Raw genomic sequence first — 16,109 nt, 5'->3', positions numbered from 1 at the left:
ATGAACATCGGAGGAATTGATTATGAAGGTTAATAGAATGGATCATGTGAGTATAAACGTAAACAATCTTTCAAAAGCAAAAGCATTTTTCCAAGATATAGGGCTTGAAGTGAAAGCGGAATGGGAAATGCAAGGAGATCAGTTGGACAGGATTGTTGGACTAAAAAATGTTAGAACGAGCTGTGTAGCTTTAGGAATGCCTGATGGTCAGACCTGGATAGAACTCGTCAAATTTTATACGCCGTCAGATGATTCAGATACGCAACAACCCTCTCCAAATACACTAGGCATTCGACATATCTGCTTTGCTGTTGAGGATCTTGAGGCCATCATTGCTATCTTGAAGAAGAAGGGCATGGAGACCTTTAGTGAGATCGAGCAATATGAAGACAGTTATAAACTATGCTACGTTCGTGGTCCCGAGGGAATTATTTTAGAGTTAGCGGAGAAAATCGGCTAATGAAAAAGACCAGACTATAATCTGGTCTATTGGAGTTGGATAGATTAGGGCTTATTCCAAGTTACGATCAAGAAAAAAACAGTAATGATCACGATTAATCCAGATAGAGTTAGTGTCAAGATACTTGCCGTTTTCCATTTCCCTTTACCAGAGAAAAGTGTTAAGATCCAGGCTACAATATAGCCCCATAGCGCAAACCATGCATAAGAAGCTGCAAAGAATCCAATGTACTTTCCAAGCCAAGTTGGAATCAAACCCACGATAAAAATGATTATTGCAAATAACCCCAAGTACTTTTTCATAAATGGCTGCACCTCAGTTTATGATATATTATTAAATTACCATATTATGTATGCTGGTGGTGAGAAATTTACTGCCTCTCAAGAATTAATTTGCCTTAGAGTAAAAGTTAGTCAAATTGTAGTAAGCAACGAATGGAATCGTATGGTAAAATAAGGTACATTATCAAGCGAGAGGAAATCAACTTATGTCATATGTGATTCAATTTGTTTTAGCAGTTATTGTGTTTCTTTTTTCAACGTTTTCAGCATGGTATGAAGGAAGTGAATTAAGAGATACGTGGTGGGAATGGAAGTACTCGGCTATGTTTTCAAACTGGAAGCATGGAACCGTAACCAATGTCTCTGAGATATCTGGATTCGATCATTTCATTTACGCCGCAAAATTTAAACCACTATTTCCAATACTTATGACAATCAGTTTGCTGTATATTCTTGTGTTACTTGCTACATGGCTATTAAGAAATCACACGAACAAACTGAGCTTATTTTTTAGCTTGCTAGGTCTTACATTATTTCTAGCCAGTTCATTAACGTTTAGATCTCCGACTATGGGTCTGGAATGGTTTACTTGGCTGTTTCTGTTAGCTGGAATGTCGAGTAGCATCGCTGCAGTAATGTTGAGGATAAAATTCACAACGAATAATCAAGAGGTATATTAAGCATATATAATTACTAAATGATTGCATTTCTTCGAGAAGAGGAAGTGCATTTTTTTATAAAAAAAGAACGAATTAAATTCGGCTGTGTTATTTCGTGCGATGTTCATAAAATAAGTATGGAAAATATAGAAAGAATAGCAAATAATATCAAAAATTCATTTTCTCCTTCTATTATGATAATAGTGAGGTGAGCAGGATGTATAGTGAAGTCACAAAGGAGACCATTCGTTACATTGAAGAACATTTGCAAGATGACTGGTTCCTAGAACATTATGCGTATGAAATAGGTTATTCAAAATTTCATCTATCGCGGATCTTTAAGAAAGAAACGGGCCAAACGATAAGTGAGTATATTCGTAAGCGGCGTTTAGCGGTAGCAGCCATGTATCTTCTCTATTCGGATGAGTCCATATTAGCTATCGCATTTTCATTACAGTTTCAATCACAAGAAGCGTTCACACGTTCATTTAAAGAACTGTACAACATGCCACCGGGAAAGTATCGAAAACTGATGAGAACCATTAGTGGGATGGAGGAAGATGAAATGAATCAAACAACGGAAGTAAAAGGGTGGATGTTAAGCGGTTCGCATCCAAGTGATTATCGCATGGAAACAGATGATAAGGTATTCCATACTGGAACCAAATCAGGGTGTTTGTATGCAACAGGGGATATGGGTGAAGGACAGTTTGGAACGATGATGCAAAGTATTTCAGCGGATCGTTTTAGAGGAAAGAGAATAAAGATGTCGTGCTACTTGAAAACAGAGGATGTAACAAAGTGTGGAGCATGGTTCCGCGTAGACAACCAATCAGGCGATGTTGTTCAATTCGACAATATGGATAACCGCTCGATTACAGGAACTTCCGATTGGAATTATTATAAAGTGGTGCTTGATGTTCCTGCCGAAAGCGCTTCGATGCATTTTGGAGTGCTGTTGGCAGGTCAAGGGAAAGTTTGGGCAGATGGTTTTCAGTTTGAGGAAGTTGACGAAACAGAGCCTACTACCAATATGATGGGATCAGAGAATTTACCTGATCAACCGATAAACCTGGGTTTTGATGAATAACCATTGCTTACTATTATCTTATCAAGAAAAAACGAAAGACTCGGCTTCCATTAGCGAGTCTATTATTAATTTCTAAATTTTATTGACGTACATACTAGATATTGAAAATTATGGTAAATTAGTAGAGTGACAAATACTTTAACGACTGGAGCTGTAGTAAATGATTTTACATACACACACAGCAGGAGATGGAGAACCTATTGTTTTCATTCATTCAGGAGGTATGACGGGTTTAACAGAGTATGAGGAGCAAAAGGATTACTTTGCAGAAAATCATTTTAAAGTGATTAGACCTGACTTGAGAGGTCATGGGAAATCTGAAGGAACTCTGGAAGATTACTTTAATCAATGTGTTATTGATCTAAAAGACACACTCGACTCGTTAAGCATTGAAGAGTTCCATATTGCAGGTGTGTCAATTGGTGGAGTTGTAGCATTAATGTTTGCCAAAAGATATCCGTCTAAAGTTAAGACGCTAACATTTTCTGGTGTATTTCCAAAACAACCTGACAACTGGGAAGAACTTAGTAGACAAGAAGCAGAACATCATAAGAATCTATTCGAAAATCCAGAGATTGTAGAAGCCCTTAATCAAATGCATGGAAACAATGATTGGAGAGAATTGCTTAAATCATTTAACTCAGATGAATTTTATCCTTTTCACGAAACGGGTGAAATTTCAGATGTGACAGCTCCCATCTTGTGTATGGTAGGAGAAAGAGAAGAACTCGAAGTGGAAGCCGCAATTACGTATAAGAAATTACATACTAACACGCAAATAGCTGTCATCCCATTTGCTGGACACTTGGTACATAGAGATCAACCAGATTTATATATAAGAACTTTATCTACATTCATACAACATCATAGTAATCTAATCTTAGTATGAGGTCATCCCAAATGAAAGAAATCATACTTGTAGGAACGTATCATTTTGAGCAACATGCAGAGGTAATAAAAGATAAAGAATACGAAATTGAAAGATTGGTTGAAGACTTATTGGATTTTAACCCTACTAAAATAGCATTAGAGTGGGAAATGGAATTTAATGATGAGTTAAATAAGGAATATAAGGATTCAAAAGGGAACTACTCCTTAAACGAAATTCAGCAAATAGGATTTAGATTAGCACAAAAATTGCAACACGAAAATGTATATGCTGTAGATTGGACAGGTAATCTTACTCAAGTGGATATGGACAAACTCAATTTTTCCGTGCAACGATATCCGAAAATTTACAGGTCGATGAATATTTTAACTGAAAAAACCCCGGATGTTAAATCTGATACAAGTTTAATTCGTTCATATCAAGAATTAAACCATGCAGACTATATCGCAGAAATAGAAAACATGTATTTATCTTTTGTATCAGTTGAAGATGAAAAAGGAGAAAAGGTTGGTTTTAACTTCCTAAATAAATGGTTTGAAAGAGAACTCATGATTTTTAAGAATGTAGTTAAGATTGTTGCGGAACATGATTATGAACGTATATTCTTATTAATCGGAAGTGATCACATTTGGCTGTTAAAGAATTTGTTTGAAGGTAGGGGTTGGAAAGTTATCAATCCTTTTGCCGATCAAGTCTAATTATCGTATACCTTGAAAGACTCGCACTGGACGAGTCTTTTTCTATTAGTATTGATGCATTGACTTTCCTGAACTCTTATAATCCTTCAACTATAAGTTTAGAAATTATGTACTTCAAGCCTAACTTCAAATGAAGCTAGACTATAGATTTTTAGCCAATTCTTTTTTTGTCTTGTGGAGTCTTACGGATTTTTTTATCAGCAAATAATCCGTCTAATAGACTTAAGAAATTACGCATAAAAGACACCCCATATCCTTGTAATGCATGATATAGAGAAGTATTACTCTCTATGTAATAGATTATGAGGGAAGAAATCTATTTGATTGGACACGATCAAACAAAAGGCGTTTGTGCGTTACTTTTTTATATGCATTATTTTAGAAGACTCTAGTAAAGTACAAACCTTTTCATAGATTCCACATATGATGAATAATAGGGGTGATGAAAATGGTGAAAATTTTTATTGATCCGGGTCATGGTGGTTCTGATCCTGGAGGTGTGGGGAACAACCTCACAGAAAAAACACTTACTCTTCAAATAGGCATTCGAATCAGAGATATTTTACTTGCTGAATATAGCAATATTTCAATTTTAATGAGCCGTACTTCAGATGTAACGAAGTCTTTAACAGACCGAACCAATGCTGCAAACGCTTGGGGAGCGGATTTTTTTCTATCGATTCATACGAATGCGGGTGGGGGAACAGGGTACGAAGATTACATCTATCCGGGTTCAACAGCACCTACGACGACGTATCAGGATAATGTGCATGCCGAAATTTTGAAAATCGTAAATTTCAGCGATCGTGGACAGAAGACAGCAAACTTTCATGTATTACGTGAATCGAACATGCCTGCTCTATTAACGGAGAATGGGTTTATTGATAACGTAAATGACGCCAATAAACTAAAAACGGCGTCCTTTATTGAAAATATTGCGCGTGGACATGTAAATGGAATTGTGAAGAGCTTCAACCTTCCTAAAAAAGCAATTTATCACACAGTGGTAAGTGGAGATACGGTCTATGCTCTTAGTCAGCAATATGGCAGCACAATACAGCAGATTAAAAGTTGGAATAATCTTGATAATAACTACAGCATCTATCCAGGTCAGATTTTGAGAGTGAAGTAATACCAAATACACTGCAATTAAAGCGTATTTGGTATTTTTTTTTGACAACTACGCCAACTTTATTCCTTTTCTATAAGCTTCAATAAATGCGAATGCTAAAAACGTAAAAGCTCCCCATAAGATCCATGCTGCACCAAAGCTAATCTGATCTGAATTTGTACCGTAAACCCAAGTTCCCCAAGTCAAAACGATTCCATCAAAGAAAGTAGCTGTTGCAAGACCTAGTCCAATGCCAGGAACAATCTGGAGCGGCTTAAGATCTGCACCTTTAATGATGAGTAAAACGGAAAGCCAAGATACTGGTATAGCGAGTGCGAAGGAAATCAGACTTCCTTCTCTGCCAAATAAACCAACGGAATATCCGAATTTAACAGCCATTGCTCCACTAAACCAAAAGACAATTCCAAATGCAATTAGAATTCCTGTTTGTTTCATACTAAATAAACGTGGTTTCTCTGACTCAATAACTTCTGCAACTTCAGTGTTCTTCATCATATGACTCCCTCCCATTTTTAAAATGTAGCACTTGCTACATAAATAAAATGTAGCATATACTACATAAAAAATGCAACGAGGGAAATGTGATGAAAAAAGGCGAATTACGTAAACAAGAACTACAAGATAAAATGGCAAAGCAAATTCTTGAAAATGGTTTACAAGCGGGAAGTTTGAGAAATTTAGCACAAGCGGCAGGGACGAGTGACAGAATGTTGCTTCATTATTATCATGACAAAGAAGAGCTTATGAAAGAAGTGTTAACTCAAATATCCGATAACCTGATTACTATTCTTGAACAGGCGCGAACAGTTTCTATTCCTTTTAATCAATTAGTACCCCACCTGTACAAATTGATTAAAAACCCTGTCGTGAAACCCTACATTCAACTTTGGCTAGAGTTAATTGCAAGAGCTTCTAAAAAAGAAGAGCCTTACCATTCGATTGCAAAACAGATTGGGGACAGTTTTATTCATTACTGCTCTGAGCTCATTCAAGCTGACGATAAAGAAAAAGAGAAATTAGCGCCTTTAACATTCATCATTATAGAGGGAATAGCTATGCTAGATGCAATTGATTTTGAGTCTAATATTGAAAAAGCATTGAATGCCTTATCTGACTTTAAAAAATAGTTTTAGAAAAGTTAGTGTGGCCATAACATGTTATTAGAAAAAACTTGCTTGAAGCTTACAGTTATCTGACTGTAGGTTTTTTATTTTGGGAAAATGTTATAGGTTTTTTGACTCATGACAAATTAGTAATATCATTTTCTCGCATCTTACACACATAAATTAGTCCTTTCTGCCCATTAAATTAACCCAACTCATATCCTCTTCCTATTTATTGAAGTTTTTGAGATGATTAATTCAACGAAAAAACATTATTTACCAAGTGTTGGAGTAAGGTGACATGTATTACAGAATTTACTACTTCGTTTGGAAGAAAGAAAAGGAAGGTAAAGCATATGAAAAGCACGGGGATTGTAAGAAAAGTAGATGAGTTAGGAAGAATTGTTATTCCGATTGAACTGCGACGTATGATGAATCTAGACATTAAAGATGGGATCGAGATTTTTGTAGAGAATGACCGCATTATTTTAAAGAAATACATACCGAATAACTCGTGCGTGATTACAGGAGAAGTGACAGATCAAAATGCCATGTGTGCAGGCGGGAAGTTCGTACTCAGTCCGAATGGTGCAAAAGCGCTTTTAGAAGAATTAGAATTAAAGTTCTAAGTATGGAGGAACACCAGTGACAACAGAACATGCAAGAACCGTTTATCTCCTATCAGGACCAGCAGGAGTCGGGAAATCAACAACTGCGATCGAGCTTGTAAAAAGTCTATCCAATAGCGCGTATCTCTCTGGTGATGATATAAGTCATATGCATATTAACGGCAGAAAGAAACCTTGGCAAAGTGAACAGGAGCATGATTTGATCTGGAATAACATTCTTCACCTTACTAGGAACTTCATTGATCATGGCTGTGACGTTGTGATCGATTACATAACCTTTCCAAAGGATGCAGCGTGGCTAAAACTTCTATTCGATAAATCCAACGTAATCATCAAGTATGTTGTCCTTTGGGCAGATGAACAGACGTTAGTAAAAAGAGATGCTTTGCGGGATGCAGAAGAGCAAATGGGTGAAAGGTGTTTAATCCTTTTTCATGAGTTCTTGAACTCAAGACTAGACTCTAAGCATCTGCTTCATACAAGTTTACTTACTCCAAAGGACTTGCAACAAGTCGTTCAAGAAATAATGCTTGAAAACAGATTCATTCAATAATAAAAAACATGCGGCTTTAAGCGCTGCATGCTTTTTTAGTGGAAAGTCGTGCGGAAGATCCTTATTTTTTAAATAGTTGTACCCAAGCTCCCTCAAAATAGCCAACCCCAATGGAGTCATAGTTAGAGCTTAAAATATTTTGGCGGTGCCCAGGACTGTTCATCCAATCTGTCATAACAGCTTGAGGTGAAGTTTGTCCTTTTGCAATGTTCTCACCCGCAGCTGTGTAATCGATTCCAAAGCTGCGCATCATGTCGAACGGAGAACCGTAAGTAGGTGAGTTGTGATCAAAATAGTTATTCTGAATCATGTCTTTAGCTTTTGCCAAAGCAACATTGCTGAGTTCAGCATCAAGTGTTAATGGGGCAAGGCCGGCTTTTTGACGCTCTGCATTCACAAGCTGTGAAACTTGAGTAGCAGTTGAGCCGACAGAAGGTTGTGCAGGAGCTGCGGATTTTGGTGCTGGCTGTTGTTTGGCAACAGATGCTGGCAGCTCGATCACTTGTCCAGGATAAACCCAATTGATCTCTTTGATCTGAGGGTTTGCCTGTTGAATTGCCCATAAACTAACATTTGACGCCGAAGCGATTTTGTTAAGAGTCTCTCCATTTACTACTTTGTGTAGATTTGAAGACGATGGAATGTATAACGTTTGACCAGGATAGATGTTATGGCTTGTCAAACGATTCATTCCGATTACATGTGATACGCTTACATTTTGATGCTGTGCGATCTTCCACAGTGTGTCATTTTGCTGAACCGTATATGGTGTTGAAGCATGTGCTGCAGTTGTCATTACAAGAAAAGCAGCCAATGATAAAGATAATATTTTTAAACGCATAATATCCCCCGAATATCCAGTTCCCCCAACGACTTTCACAATTTAAATGTTCACATAATTTCGACCGCGAAACAACTGGGAATGAGAGAAAAATTTTGTAAATAAATGTATGTAAAAGGGTTTTCGTGTCGGGAAGTCGAAGTAGTCTTACAACAACGATCAGAAAGGGTGGATACTATGAATCTGCACCAAGCAGCAATGGATGGGAATTTAACAGTGGTTGAGGAACTTTTGAAAAACGAGGATACAAACATAAACACACTGAGTGAAGGGTGGTCACCTCTTCATCTAGCGGCACACTTTGGACATATGGAAATCGTGAAGTTACTACTTGAACATGGAGCTGATGTTCATGTGAAGTCAGGAAACAACATGGCGAACACGCCGCTTCATGCCGCTGCAGCGAATATGAAGAATCGCCAAGAGATGATCAGTCTCCTATTATCACACGGAGCCGACATTAACGAAAAGCAGAGTGGAGGCTGGACGATTCTACATCAAGCCGCTCAGCACAACGATCCTGAAATGATCGCTTACTTTGTTGAAAAAGGAGCAGATCCATACCTTGCTAAAGAGGACGGAAAAACAGCCCTTGAACTGGCGGAAGATGAAGAGGCACATGAGGCGGCGGACATTTTGAGAAACTGCACATTAAATAAAATCTAAAATACAGGATGCGTCCTGTATTTTTCTTTTTCTCATAATTTGTTATTATAGGAAAGGTAGTTTTTTAAGATGCATAAGTAGGTGGTAATGATGGACTTTCAAATTTTATTGTATTATAAATACGTAACGATCGAAGACCCTGATGCGTTTAAAGAAGAACATCTCGCTCTTTGTAAAGAGATCGGACTCAAAGGCAGAATTCTTGTTGCGAACGAAGGGATCAACGGAACCGTATCTGGAACGGTGGAGCAGACTGAAGCATACATGAAGATGATGAAGAATGATCCTCGTTTTGCAGATACCGTTTTTAAAATAGAGGGATCGAACGAACACGCCTTCAAAAAGATGAAAGTTCGTGTGCGTCCAGAGCTCGTTCACTTAAGTTTGGAAGATGATGTGAATCCAAATGAACTGACGGGTAAGCACCTTTCTCCAAAAGAATGGCTTGAAGCGATGGAATCAGAAGATGTCGTGATCTTAGATGCGCGTAACACATATGAATACGACCTCGGACATTTCAAGAATGCGATCAGACCGGATGTGGAAACGTTCCGTGAACTGCCACAATGGGTACGTGAGAACTTCAGTCAGTTCAAGGATAAAAAAGTTCTTACGTATTGCACGGGCGGCATTCGTTGTGAGAAGTTTTCAGGATTCTTAGTAAAAGAGGGCTTCAAAGACGTTTCACAGCTCGAAGGTGGAATCATCTCCTACGGATATGATGAAGAAGCCAAAGGAAAGCTATGGGACGGAAAGTGTTATGTGTTCGATGAGCGGATCTCCGTACCTGTTAACCGAACAGGGGAAGAGGTTGTCGTCGGCAAATGTTATCACTGCGGAAACCCTGAAGAACGTTACGTAAAATGCGGAAATCCAGAATGCAACGCGCATCTGTTGATGTGTGAAGAGTGCGAGCATGAGCATAAACGCTCGTGCAGCACAGAATGCAGAGAACATCCGTGGAACCGTTATATAAAAGAATGTGAAGCAGAAAGCGAAAGTTCTCCTTTGTAGGAGGACTTTTTCTTTTTTGTGAGAGAGTTGATGATCACAGCGTCCACTCATGGTGGAAAATATGAGCATTGTCTGTTTGAAAGAGACACAGGTAAATAAATACGTAGTAATCTCAATAAATTACGTAGTAATCGGATTTTTTTACGAGGTAATTTCAATTAATTACGTAGTAAATCAAATTTTATCCGTAATCCCCCCAATGGCTATTCCTAATATTGGATCCCCTGAAGTAATATAATATGTAGGGGGAATTACAATGAAATTTATGTTGAGTTTATTTATTTTAATCTTTGTCAGCGTTTCGTTTTATAGCTCAAGTTTCATAACCACTTTTGATTCGAGTTTAAGAGAACAGGTTTTGGCTCTCAGAACAGAATGGTTAAATGAAATGGTGCTAGCTATCACGCATTTAGGGGACGCAAAAGTGCTGGCTGGACTCTGCTTACTCGGTGCAATCGTTCTTATCATAATGAAACAAATAAGAAACAGTTTATTGCTGATTGGAAGTATTCTGGTTTCTTATGGTCTGAACTTACTAGTGAAGTCCATGTTTCAGAGGGAACGACCACAAGACTACCGCTTGTTAGAAGAGGACGGATACAGTTTTCCGAGTGGTAACGCCATGGTGGGCACATCGTTTTATTTGTTTGCAGCTGTTCTTTTTTATCAACGGTATCAAAAACGCTGGATCCTAGTAACAGGTGCCATCCTTCCGTTCCTACTCGGTTTAAGCCGTGTCTATGTTGGTGTTCACTATCCATCTGATATTTTGGCAGGATTTGTACTAGGCATCGTTCTTGTCATCATTCTTACCAAACTCACAGATAAACGTCGCACACAACTAGAAAGCGTTAACAGAAACAACACAAATAGAGCTGTGTAACATATCAATTATTGTTCGTTTTTGGTATAATAAAGCGTAATTGTTTACCGAAAGGGTGCAAAGATATGTTGCCAATCGTATTTCCAGAGAACAAACTTGAGTACATACCGGCTTTAATTACGCTTGCCCTCTTTACGATTTTTGCGTGGAGAACGGTAGTCTTTTTTAAGAAACATTCTGCGAAAGAGTTAAAGAGAGCACAATTAATAGAAGAAGATTTGTTAAGCAAAGAGCTGAAAAACAAGGACTTGTGACGAGTTCTTGTTTTTTTTTTGAAAAAAATTTATATTTCTATGAATAGGTTTTCAGAATTAACCCATACTACATTTAACGGAAAACAAAAAAGTTTTTCGTACATATTATCCCAAAGGAGGGAAATCGCATGGCACGTAATAACAGCAACCAAATCGTGGTTCCTGGAGCACAAGGAGCTCTTGACGCAATGAAACAAGAGATCGCTGCTGAGTTCGGAGTACATCTTGGACCAGACACAACTTCTCGTGCAAACGGATCTGTAGGTGGCGAAATCACTAAGCGTCTTGTAGCACAAGCGCTAGGCGGACTTCGTTAATCAGTAACCTCCTTGTAAGAAAAACCCGGAATTCGTTCCGGGTTTTATTTTTTTGTAGACATTCTATTTATTAAATGTTACCTTTAAGTCACATATTATATATGTTACCTTTTAGTCACTTATTAAGAGATGGAAAGCAGGTGAGGCATCAACCCCATGATAAATGAAGAGTTAGTTGACGTATTTAAAGCATTATCTCATCCCATCCGGATCGATATTCTAGATCATCTAAAAAGTCAGCCACTCACGACGGGTGAACTGAGTGAGAAATATGATGTTTCTAGGTATGCCATCATGAAGCATCTAGGCGTACTGGTTGACGCAAAGCTCGTTACGATCCGTCGCAAAGGCAGACTACGAGTAAATTATTTGAACGTTATTCCACTTCAAGAGCTGTATAACAGGTGGGTTAGTAAATATGAAGCACCGCATGCGAATTCATTGCTTGCGATCAAAAATTTAGTAGAAGAAAGGGAAGGTAATAAAATGGAACAAACAAAAGAAATCAAGATCGACTCTTTTCATATCGAGCAAGAAATTGTGATTCAAGCGAAAAAAGAAACAGTATTCAAAGCATTAACAGAAGACATAAGTAGTTGGTGGCACTTTAGAGTGGGAGAAAAGGATTCGAAGTTGATCTTGGAGCCTAAACTCGCAGGCCGTTTTTATGAAGATTGGGGAAATGGTGAGGGAGCTTTATGGGGAAATGTTATGTATTACAAAAGAAATGAAGAGATTCGTTTGAATGGTTTACTAGGGATGAGTGGCTCCGTAAATAGTTCTTATTCTTACAAGCTTATTGAAGACGGTGATCGGACTGTTCTACAGCTTTCTCACCAAGCCGTTGGGATTCTTGAACCACATTGGGAAGAAGCACATCGCCACGGTTGGAACGAGTTGCTTGCAGAAAATTTGAAAAAATTTGTTGAACAAAAGTAGGAGATTCTCATGGTTGATGTAAGAACAGAGATATCCATTAATCGTCCGATCGACGTAGTCGCTCACTATGCTGCCGATCCATATCATGCACCACAATGGTACGACAACATTAAAGCCATTGAATGGGTTACGATGAAACCTCTGCAATTAGGTTCGAAAATGGCGTTTATCGCTTATTTCTTAGGACGAAAACTTGAATACGTATATGAAGTCACAGATTATGTTCCTGGTAAAAAGTTAGTGATGACAACAGCAAATGGTCCTTTCCCGATGCAGACCACTTATACGTGGAACACGGAAAATGTTGGAGTAACCAAAATGACGCTCCAGAACAAAGGGGTTCCAACTGGATTTTCAAAAATGGTCACTCCTTTTATGTCATTTATGATGAAAAAAGCAAACAAAAAAGATTTACTAAAGATAAAGCAGATACTCGAACAAAACAAATAAGATGAAAGGCTGTGTAGGTGCACAGTCTTTTTTTCTGCAGAATTATAAAAAGTCCTACGTAAAATCATGTATAATGAAAGCGATAACAATCAAGTTACTTGTCCGGGGGAGTGGATTAGAATGACAGAACAGAACAAATTGGACAGCAAAGAAACAGAAAAAGGAATTCACACGGATTTTATTAACCAGATGACATATGGAGAATATCTGAACCTTGATAAAATTTTATCCGGTCAGAACAGGCTTTCCGGTCATCACGATGAAATGTTGTTTATCGTTATCCACCAAGTGTCAGAACTATGGATGAAACTCATTCTGCACGAAACGCGTTCTGCGATTTCTTCCATTGAGAGCGGGAACCTTCATTCTGCGTTCAAAATGCTTGCACGTGTTTCAAAGATTCAATCTCAGATTATCGAATCATGGGATGTACTCTCAACCTTAACGCCAGCAGAATACATGGAGTTTCGAGATAAGCTTGGACAAGCATCAGGGTTTCAATCGTATCAATATCGCATGATCGAATTTGCGCTCGGCTACAAGACACCGCACATCTTAGAAATCTACAAAAAAGACGCAGACCTTCACGAACAATTAACGACTGCTCTTCATACACCAAGTTTGTACGACGTTTCCATTCAGGCACTCGCAAAAGCGGGACTTCATATTGACGAGGAAGTTTTGAACCGTGATGTGACGAAGCGCTATGAATACAACGCATCAGTAGAGGCAGCTTGGTTAGAAGTGTACCGAAACGTAGAAAAGTATTGGGATCTGTATGAATTAGCAGAAAAGCTTGTAGATATTGAAGACTGGCTGCAGCAGTGGCGATTCCGCCATATGAAAACCGTAGAACGTATCATCGGGTTTAAAGTCGGAACAGGGGGATCATCAGGCGTGAACTATCTCAAAAAAGTACTAGACCAACGCTTCTTCCCAGAGCTTTGGGATCTGCGTACGAGTATTTAAATATTTTGAAAGAAGCGTGCTGTTTACACAGCACGCTTCTTTTCTTTACTATTATTTTTCCTTTTAAACATCTTTTCAATAACATAAAAAATCCCACCACAAACCACGCCTATAACAAGAGGTTTCAAGATGAAACTTTGCTCAGTCCAGAACCAATTTATTAGGAATACAATTACAAAAGTGAGTAATGAATGCATCACTAAATGAATAACAATTCCTCCCTGATCCTTTTTGTTAAAATTCTAACATAAATTGTAAAATAGATGAGGGGCAATTAAATAAAACAAAATTACATAAAAAGACACATAAATGGATTAAACTTACAAATTACAATGATAAAATAAAGACATAGAAGGGCTACTTTCTCTTATTTTCAAACTTCTAAAATAGCTCATGATAAGGGAGATTCTCTATGAATGAAAACATCATGGTTTTATCTGACGGAAGGCTATTAGGTTATTCCCTATATGGAGACCTAGAAGGAATTCCATTATTCTTATTTCACGGAACACCAGGGTCAAGGGTGTGGTTTACAGAAGATGATCCGATCGCAAAAGAATTAGGAATTTGTTTGATTGCTACTGATCGTCCCGGTTACGGTCTTTCTGATACGAAACCTAATCTTAAACTACTTGACTATGCTCAAGATATGGAAGAACTAGCAAAGCATTTAGAGTTAGGAAAGTTTTCCGTATTAGGTGTTTCAGGAGGTGGAGCATTTGCTGCAGCTGTAACGTATGCTCTTCCCAACCAAATAGACTTATGTATGTTGGTTGGTACGGCTACGCCGTTCAAAAATGGTAAACCTCCAACAACGATGTCAAAAGAGAATCGTATCGGTTTTTATATGACGAAGTACTTTCCATGGTTACTTAAGCAATTAGAAAAATCGAAGAAAAAAATAATCGATCAAAAGCCCGAGTTGTACATAGAAAACTTAAAAAAAGGTGGTTCTTATCTCTCAGATTGGGACAACAAAATGCTTCAAAGGGAAGATGTTCTTGAAATTGGAGTTTTGCACTCTAAAGAAGCGTACCGACAAGGAGTAGATGGAGTACTTGATGAGAGCAAATTATTAACGGAATATTGGGGTTTTAAAATAGAGAAGTTAACAAGACCTGTAATCGTTTGGCATGGAGAGAAAGATACATTTTCATCTATCATTGAGGTTAGAAACATGGCTAACAAGATTCCTCATGTAGAAACTCATTATCTAGAAGACGCTGGACATTTTTTAACTGAAAGTGAAGAGGTGTGGAGATCCATTTTAACTAACTTTAAAGAATCAGTCCAAAGTGGCTTTATCGATAGACATGAGTAGATTGGGAGAAACATCTTGTAAAAGCAGATAGTAGCGGGTATTTTTGGAGGATGTATGGGTGCTATTCTAGGAGTTATTGCTTATAACAATAACTGGTTAGGTTAACGTAGAACTTTAAAATCGTCCATGTAAGTGATATTGAAGGTTAATCGTTCACAATGAATATTAACTATGTTACGCTTTAAATATCAAATTTTTCCATTTACGTAGTCTGCTTCAAAAGATAGTTTGTACATAAAGGGTGTAAGGGATAGGAGATCAAAGATTTGAATTCAAACAGAAGTATAAGTCTTGTGGCATTGATTGTTATGACGATTGTTTCATTTTCTAATCTTGTTGGGGTTAATATTGCAGGGTTATCTGTAATTGTGGGTATTACGTTTTTCTTTATTCATAGAAAACTCGATAAGAGAGATTCTGATGGCTTAGACATAAAAGTTATACGTACATATGTAAAACAGAAAACAATATGGCTTTGGATTGCTTTACCTTTAGTGATGAACATCATTTGCTTTAGCTTGGCAGCTGTTTTTCTACCAGAATTCATTGACCATATTCATAGTAGAACAGAGTTTGTAATCTCATTTGATAAACTAGTGTTACTCGTCCTACAGCTTGCTGTTTTAGCATTAGGTGAAGAAATTGCATGGCGTGCTTTCTTCCAAAAGCAATTAAGTAAGTATATACCTATCATTCCCACGATCATTTTGACTTCAATCATATTCTCGCTCGGCCATTTCGCCGTTGGTAGTGCTGTTATCGTCAGTTACGATATTGTCTTTATTTTCATTAACAGTGTGATTTATGGTGTTATTTTTTATAAAACGAACAATGCTTGGATAAGTACAATCTCACATTTTATTGCTAATGTGTTTAGTATTATTCTCATATCTGTTTTTATTTTTTGAAGAAATCATTACTTGATGGACCTGGTTATATTATGTGATATATAGATGCTTAT

Annotated in this window: 22 protein-coding genes; 19 read left to right on the top strand and 3 right to left on the bottom strand. The window is 37.7% G+C overall.

Annotated features, from left to right (window positions below):
• Positions 1–22: 22 nt before the first annotated feature.
• Complete coding sequence (locus IHV09_RS12040; protein ID WP_197264604.1) at positions 23–460, top strand: VOC family protein; 438 nt, start codon at positions 23–25, stop codon at positions 458–460.
• Positions 461–504: 44 nt separating this feature from the next.
• On the opposite strand, the gene IHV09_RS12035 is transcribed toward IHV09_RS12040, so the two are convergent.
• Complete coding sequence (locus IHV09_RS12035) at positions 505–762, bottom strand: hypothetical protein (protein ID WP_197130405.1); 258 nt, start codon at positions 760–762, stop codon at positions 505–507.
• 185 nt (positions 763–947) lie between these two features.
• Here IHV09_RS12035 and IHV09_RS12030 point away from each other — a divergent pair, with 185 nt between their 5' ends.
• From IHV09_RS12030 to IHV09_RS12010, 5 genes are all read left to right on the top strand, one after another.
• Positions 948–1,421, top strand: a complete 474-nt coding sequence (locus tag IHV09_RS12030) for a YjdJ family protein (RefSeq protein WP_197264603.1) — start codon at positions 948–950, stop codon at positions 1,419–1,421.
• A gap of 196 nt (positions 1,422–1,617) precedes the next feature.
• Positions 1,618–2,490 (top strand): helix-turn-helix transcriptional regulator, encoded by an 873-nt coding sequence (locus tag IHV09_RS12025; RefSeq protein ID WP_197264602.1) that lies wholly within the window; start codon positions 1,618–1,620, stop codon positions 2,488–2,490.
• A gap of 160 nt (positions 2,491–2,650) precedes the next feature.
• Entirely contained in the window at positions 2,651–3,379 is a 729-nt protein-coding gene (locus tag IHV09_RS12020; protein ID WP_197264601.1) for an alpha/beta fold hydrolase, read from the top strand.
• 11 nt (positions 3,380–3,390) lie between these two features.
• The gene (locus IHV09_RS12015; protein WP_197264600.1) at positions 3,391–4,077 is read left to right on the top strand and encodes a DUF5694 domain-containing protein; all 687 of its coding nucleotides are present in this window, start codon (positions 3,391–3,393) and stop codon (positions 4,075–4,077) included.
• A gap of 448 nt (positions 4,078–4,525) precedes the next feature.
• The gene (locus IHV09_RS12010) at positions 4,526–5,209 is read left to right on the top strand and encodes an N-acetylmuramoyl-L-alanine amidase family protein (RefSeq protein ID WP_197130389.1); all 684 of its coding nucleotides are present in this window, start codon (positions 4,526–4,528) and stop codon (positions 5,207–5,209) included.
• A gap of 48 nt (positions 5,210–5,257) precedes the next feature.
• Here the strand turns inward: IHV09_RS12010 and IHV09_RS12005 are convergent, their stop codons facing one another.
• Positions 5,258–5,704: a hypothetical protein gene (locus IHV09_RS12005; RefSeq protein WP_197264599.1), complete on the bottom strand. Its 447-nt coding sequence runs from the start codon at positions 5,702–5,704 to the stop codon at positions 5,258–5,260.
• Between the two features lie 89 nt (positions 5,705–5,793).
• On the opposite strand from IHV09_RS12005, the gene IHV09_RS12000 reads away from it, so the two are divergent.
• The 3 genes from IHV09_RS12000 (at position 5,794) to IHV09_RS11990 (ending at position 7,494) form a co-directional block, all read left to right on the top strand.
• The gene (locus tag IHV09_RS12000) at positions 5,794–6,336 is read left to right on the top strand and encodes a TetR/AcrR family transcriptional regulator (protein WP_197130382.1); all 543 of its coding nucleotides are present in this window, start codon (positions 5,794–5,796) and stop codon (positions 6,334–6,336) included.
• A 332-nt stretch (positions 6,337–6,668) separates the two neighbouring features.
• Positions 6,669–6,941: an AbrB/MazE/SpoVT family DNA-binding domain-containing protein gene (locus IHV09_RS11995; protein ID WP_197130379.1), complete on the top strand. Its 273-nt coding sequence runs from the start codon at positions 6,669–6,671 to the stop codon at positions 6,939–6,941.
• Positions 6,942–6,957: 16 nt separating this feature from the next.
• The gene (locus IHV09_RS11990) at positions 6,958–7,494 is read left to right on the top strand and encodes an AAA family ATPase (protein ID WP_197264598.1); all 537 of its coding nucleotides are present in this window, start codon (positions 6,958–6,960) and stop codon (positions 7,492–7,494) included.
• 61 nt (positions 7,495–7,555) lie between these two features.
• Here the strand turns inward: IHV09_RS11990 and IHV09_RS11985 are convergent, their stop codons facing one another.
• Positions 7,556–8,335, bottom strand: a complete 780-nt coding sequence (locus IHV09_RS11985; RefSeq protein ID WP_197130373.1) for a LysM peptidoglycan-binding domain-containing protein — start codon at positions 8,333–8,335, stop codon at positions 7,556–7,558.
• 177 nt (positions 8,336–8,512) lie between these two features.
• On the opposite strand from IHV09_RS11985, the gene IHV09_RS11980 reads away from it, so the two are divergent.
• The 10 genes from IHV09_RS11980 (at position 8,513) to IHV09_RS11935 (ending at position 16,056) form a co-directional block, all read left to right on the top strand.
• A complete protein-coding gene (locus IHV09_RS11980) occupies positions 8,513–9,001 on the top strand; it encodes an ankyrin repeat domain-containing protein (RefSeq protein WP_197264597.1) in 489 nt (162 codons plus the stop codon).
• A 90-nt stretch (positions 9,002–9,091) separates the two neighbouring features.
• Entirely contained in the window at positions 9,092–10,015 is a 924-nt protein-coding gene (locus IHV09_RS11975) for a rhodanese-related sulfurtransferase (RefSeq protein WP_197264596.1), read from the top strand.
• A gap of 256 nt (positions 10,016–10,271) precedes the next feature.
• A complete protein-coding gene (locus tag IHV09_RS11970; RefSeq protein ID WP_197264595.1) occupies positions 10,272–10,898 on the top strand; it encodes a phosphatase PAP2 family protein in 627 nt (208 codons plus the stop codon).
• A 65-nt stretch (positions 10,899–10,963) separates the two neighbouring features.
• Complete coding sequence (locus IHV09_RS11965) at positions 10,964–11,152, top strand: hypothetical protein (protein WP_197130365.1); 189 nt, start codon at positions 10,964–10,966, stop codon at positions 11,150–11,152.
• A gap of 128 nt (positions 11,153–11,280) precedes the next feature.
• Positions 11,281–11,469 (top strand): alpha/beta-type small acid-soluble spore protein, encoded by a 189-nt coding sequence (locus tag IHV09_RS11960; RefSeq protein ID WP_066395381.1) that lies wholly within the window; start codon positions 11,281–11,283, stop codon positions 11,467–11,469.
• A 156-nt stretch (positions 11,470–11,625) separates the two neighbouring features.
• Positions 11,626–12,408, top strand: a complete 783-nt coding sequence (locus IHV09_RS11955) for a metalloregulator ArsR/SmtB family transcription factor (RefSeq protein WP_231618288.1) — start codon at positions 11,626–11,628, stop codon at positions 12,406–12,408.
• A gap of 9 nt (positions 12,409–12,417) precedes the next feature.
• Positions 12,418–12,858, top strand: a complete 441-nt coding sequence (locus tag IHV09_RS11950; protein WP_197264594.1) for an SRPBCC family protein — start codon at positions 12,418–12,420, stop codon at positions 12,856–12,858.
• A 120-nt stretch (positions 12,859–12,978) separates the two neighbouring features.
• Complete coding sequence (gene kynA / locus IHV09_RS11945) at positions 12,979–13,827, top strand: tryptophan 2,3-dioxygenase (protein ID WP_197130361.1); 849 nt, start codon at positions 12,979–12,981, stop codon at positions 13,825–13,827.
• A 412-nt stretch (positions 13,828–14,239) separates the two neighbouring features.
• A complete protein-coding gene (locus tag IHV09_RS11940) occupies positions 14,240–15,148 on the top strand; it encodes an alpha/beta fold hydrolase (RefSeq protein ID WP_197264593.1) in 909 nt (302 codons plus the stop codon).
• Positions 15,149–15,414: 266 nt separating this feature from the next.
• A complete protein-coding gene (locus IHV09_RS11935; RefSeq protein ID WP_197264592.1) occupies positions 15,415–16,056 on the top strand; it encodes a CPBP family intramembrane glutamic endopeptidase in 642 nt (213 codons plus the stop codon).
• Positions 16,057–16,109: the final 53 nt, after the last annotated feature.

It is taken from the genome of Fictibacillus sp. 23RED33 (genome assembly GCF_015903925.1).
GTDB lineage: Bacteria > Bacillota > Bacilli > Bacillales > Fictibacillaceae > Fictibacillus > Fictibacillus phosphorivorans.
This window is presented reverse-complemented; position numbering and strand designations above follow the sequence as displayed.

Excerpts from the sequence above, each read along its gene's own strand:
- IHV09_RS12040 (WP_197264604.1), top strand. The coding sequence starts at position 23 with ATGAAGGTTAATAGAATGGATCATGTGAGTATAAACGTAAACAATCTT.
- IHV09_RS12035 (WP_197130405.1), bottom strand. The coding sequence starts at position 762 with ATGAAAAAGTACTTGGGGTTATTTGCAATAATCATTTTTATCGTGGGT.
- IHV09_RS12030 (WP_197264603.1), top strand. The coding sequence starts at position 948 with ATGTCATATGTGATTCAATTTGTTTTAGCAGTTATTGTGTTTCTTTTT.
- IHV09_RS12025 (WP_197264602.1), top strand. The coding sequence starts at position 1,618 with ATGTATAGTGAAGTCACAAAGGAGACCATTCGTTACATTGAAGAACAT.
- IHV09_RS12020 (WP_197264601.1), top strand. The coding sequence starts at position 2,651 with ATGATTTTACATACACACACAGCAGGAGATGGAGAACCTATTGTTTTC.
- IHV09_RS12015 (WP_197264600.1), top strand. The coding sequence starts at position 3,391 with ATGAAAGAAATCATACTTGTAGGAACGTATCATTTTGAGCAACATGCA.
- IHV09_RS12010 (WP_197130389.1), top strand. The coding sequence starts at position 4,526 with ATGGTGAAAATTTTTATTGATCCGGGTCATGGTGGTTCTGATCCTGGA.
- IHV09_RS12005 (WP_197264599.1), bottom strand. The coding sequence starts at position 5,704 with ATGATGAAGAACACTGAAGTTGCAGAAGTTATTGAGTCAGAGAAACCA.
- IHV09_RS12000 (WP_197130382.1), top strand. The coding sequence starts at position 5,794 with ATGAAAAAAGGCGAATTACGTAAACAAGAACTACAAGATAAAATGGCA.
- IHV09_RS11995 (WP_197130379.1), top strand. The coding sequence starts at position 6,669 with ATGAAAAGCACGGGGATTGTAAGAAAAGTAGATGAGTTAGGAAGAATT.
- IHV09_RS11985 (WP_197130373.1), bottom strand. The coding sequence starts at position 8,335 with ATGCGTTTAAAAATATTATCTTTATCATTGGCTGCTTTTCTTGTAATG.
- IHV09_RS11980 (WP_197264597.1), top strand. The coding sequence starts at position 8,513 with ATGAATCTGCACCAAGCAGCAATGGATGGGAATTTAACAGTGGTTGAG.
- IHV09_RS11975 (WP_197264596.1), top strand. The coding sequence starts at position 9,092 with ATGGACTTTCAAATTTTATTGTATTATAAATACGTAACGATCGAAGAC.
- IHV09_RS11970 (WP_197264595.1), top strand. The coding sequence starts at position 10,272 with ATGAAATTTATGTTGAGTTTATTTATTTTAATCTTTGTCAGCGTTTCG.
- IHV09_RS11965 (WP_197130365.1), top strand. The coding sequence starts at position 10,964 with ATGTTGCCAATCGTATTTCCAGAGAACAAACTTGAGTACATACCGGCT.
- IHV09_RS11960 (WP_066395381.1), top strand. The coding sequence starts at position 11,281 with ATGGCACGTAATAACAGCAACCAAATCGTGGTTCCTGGAGCACAAGGA.
- IHV09_RS11955 (WP_231618288.1), top strand. The coding sequence starts at position 11,626 with ATGATAAATGAAGAGTTAGTTGACGTATTTAAAGCATTATCTCATCCC.
- IHV09_RS11950 (WP_197264594.1), top strand. The coding sequence starts at position 12,418 with ATGGTTGATGTAAGAACAGAGATATCCATTAATCGTCCGATCGACGTA.
- kynA (WP_197130361.1), top strand. The coding sequence starts at position 12,979 with ATGACAGAACAGAACAAATTGGACAGCAAAGAAACAGAAAAAGGAATT.
- IHV09_RS11940 (WP_197264593.1), top strand. The coding sequence starts at position 14,240 with ATGAATGAAAACATCATGGTTTTATCTGACGGAAGGCTATTAGGTTAT.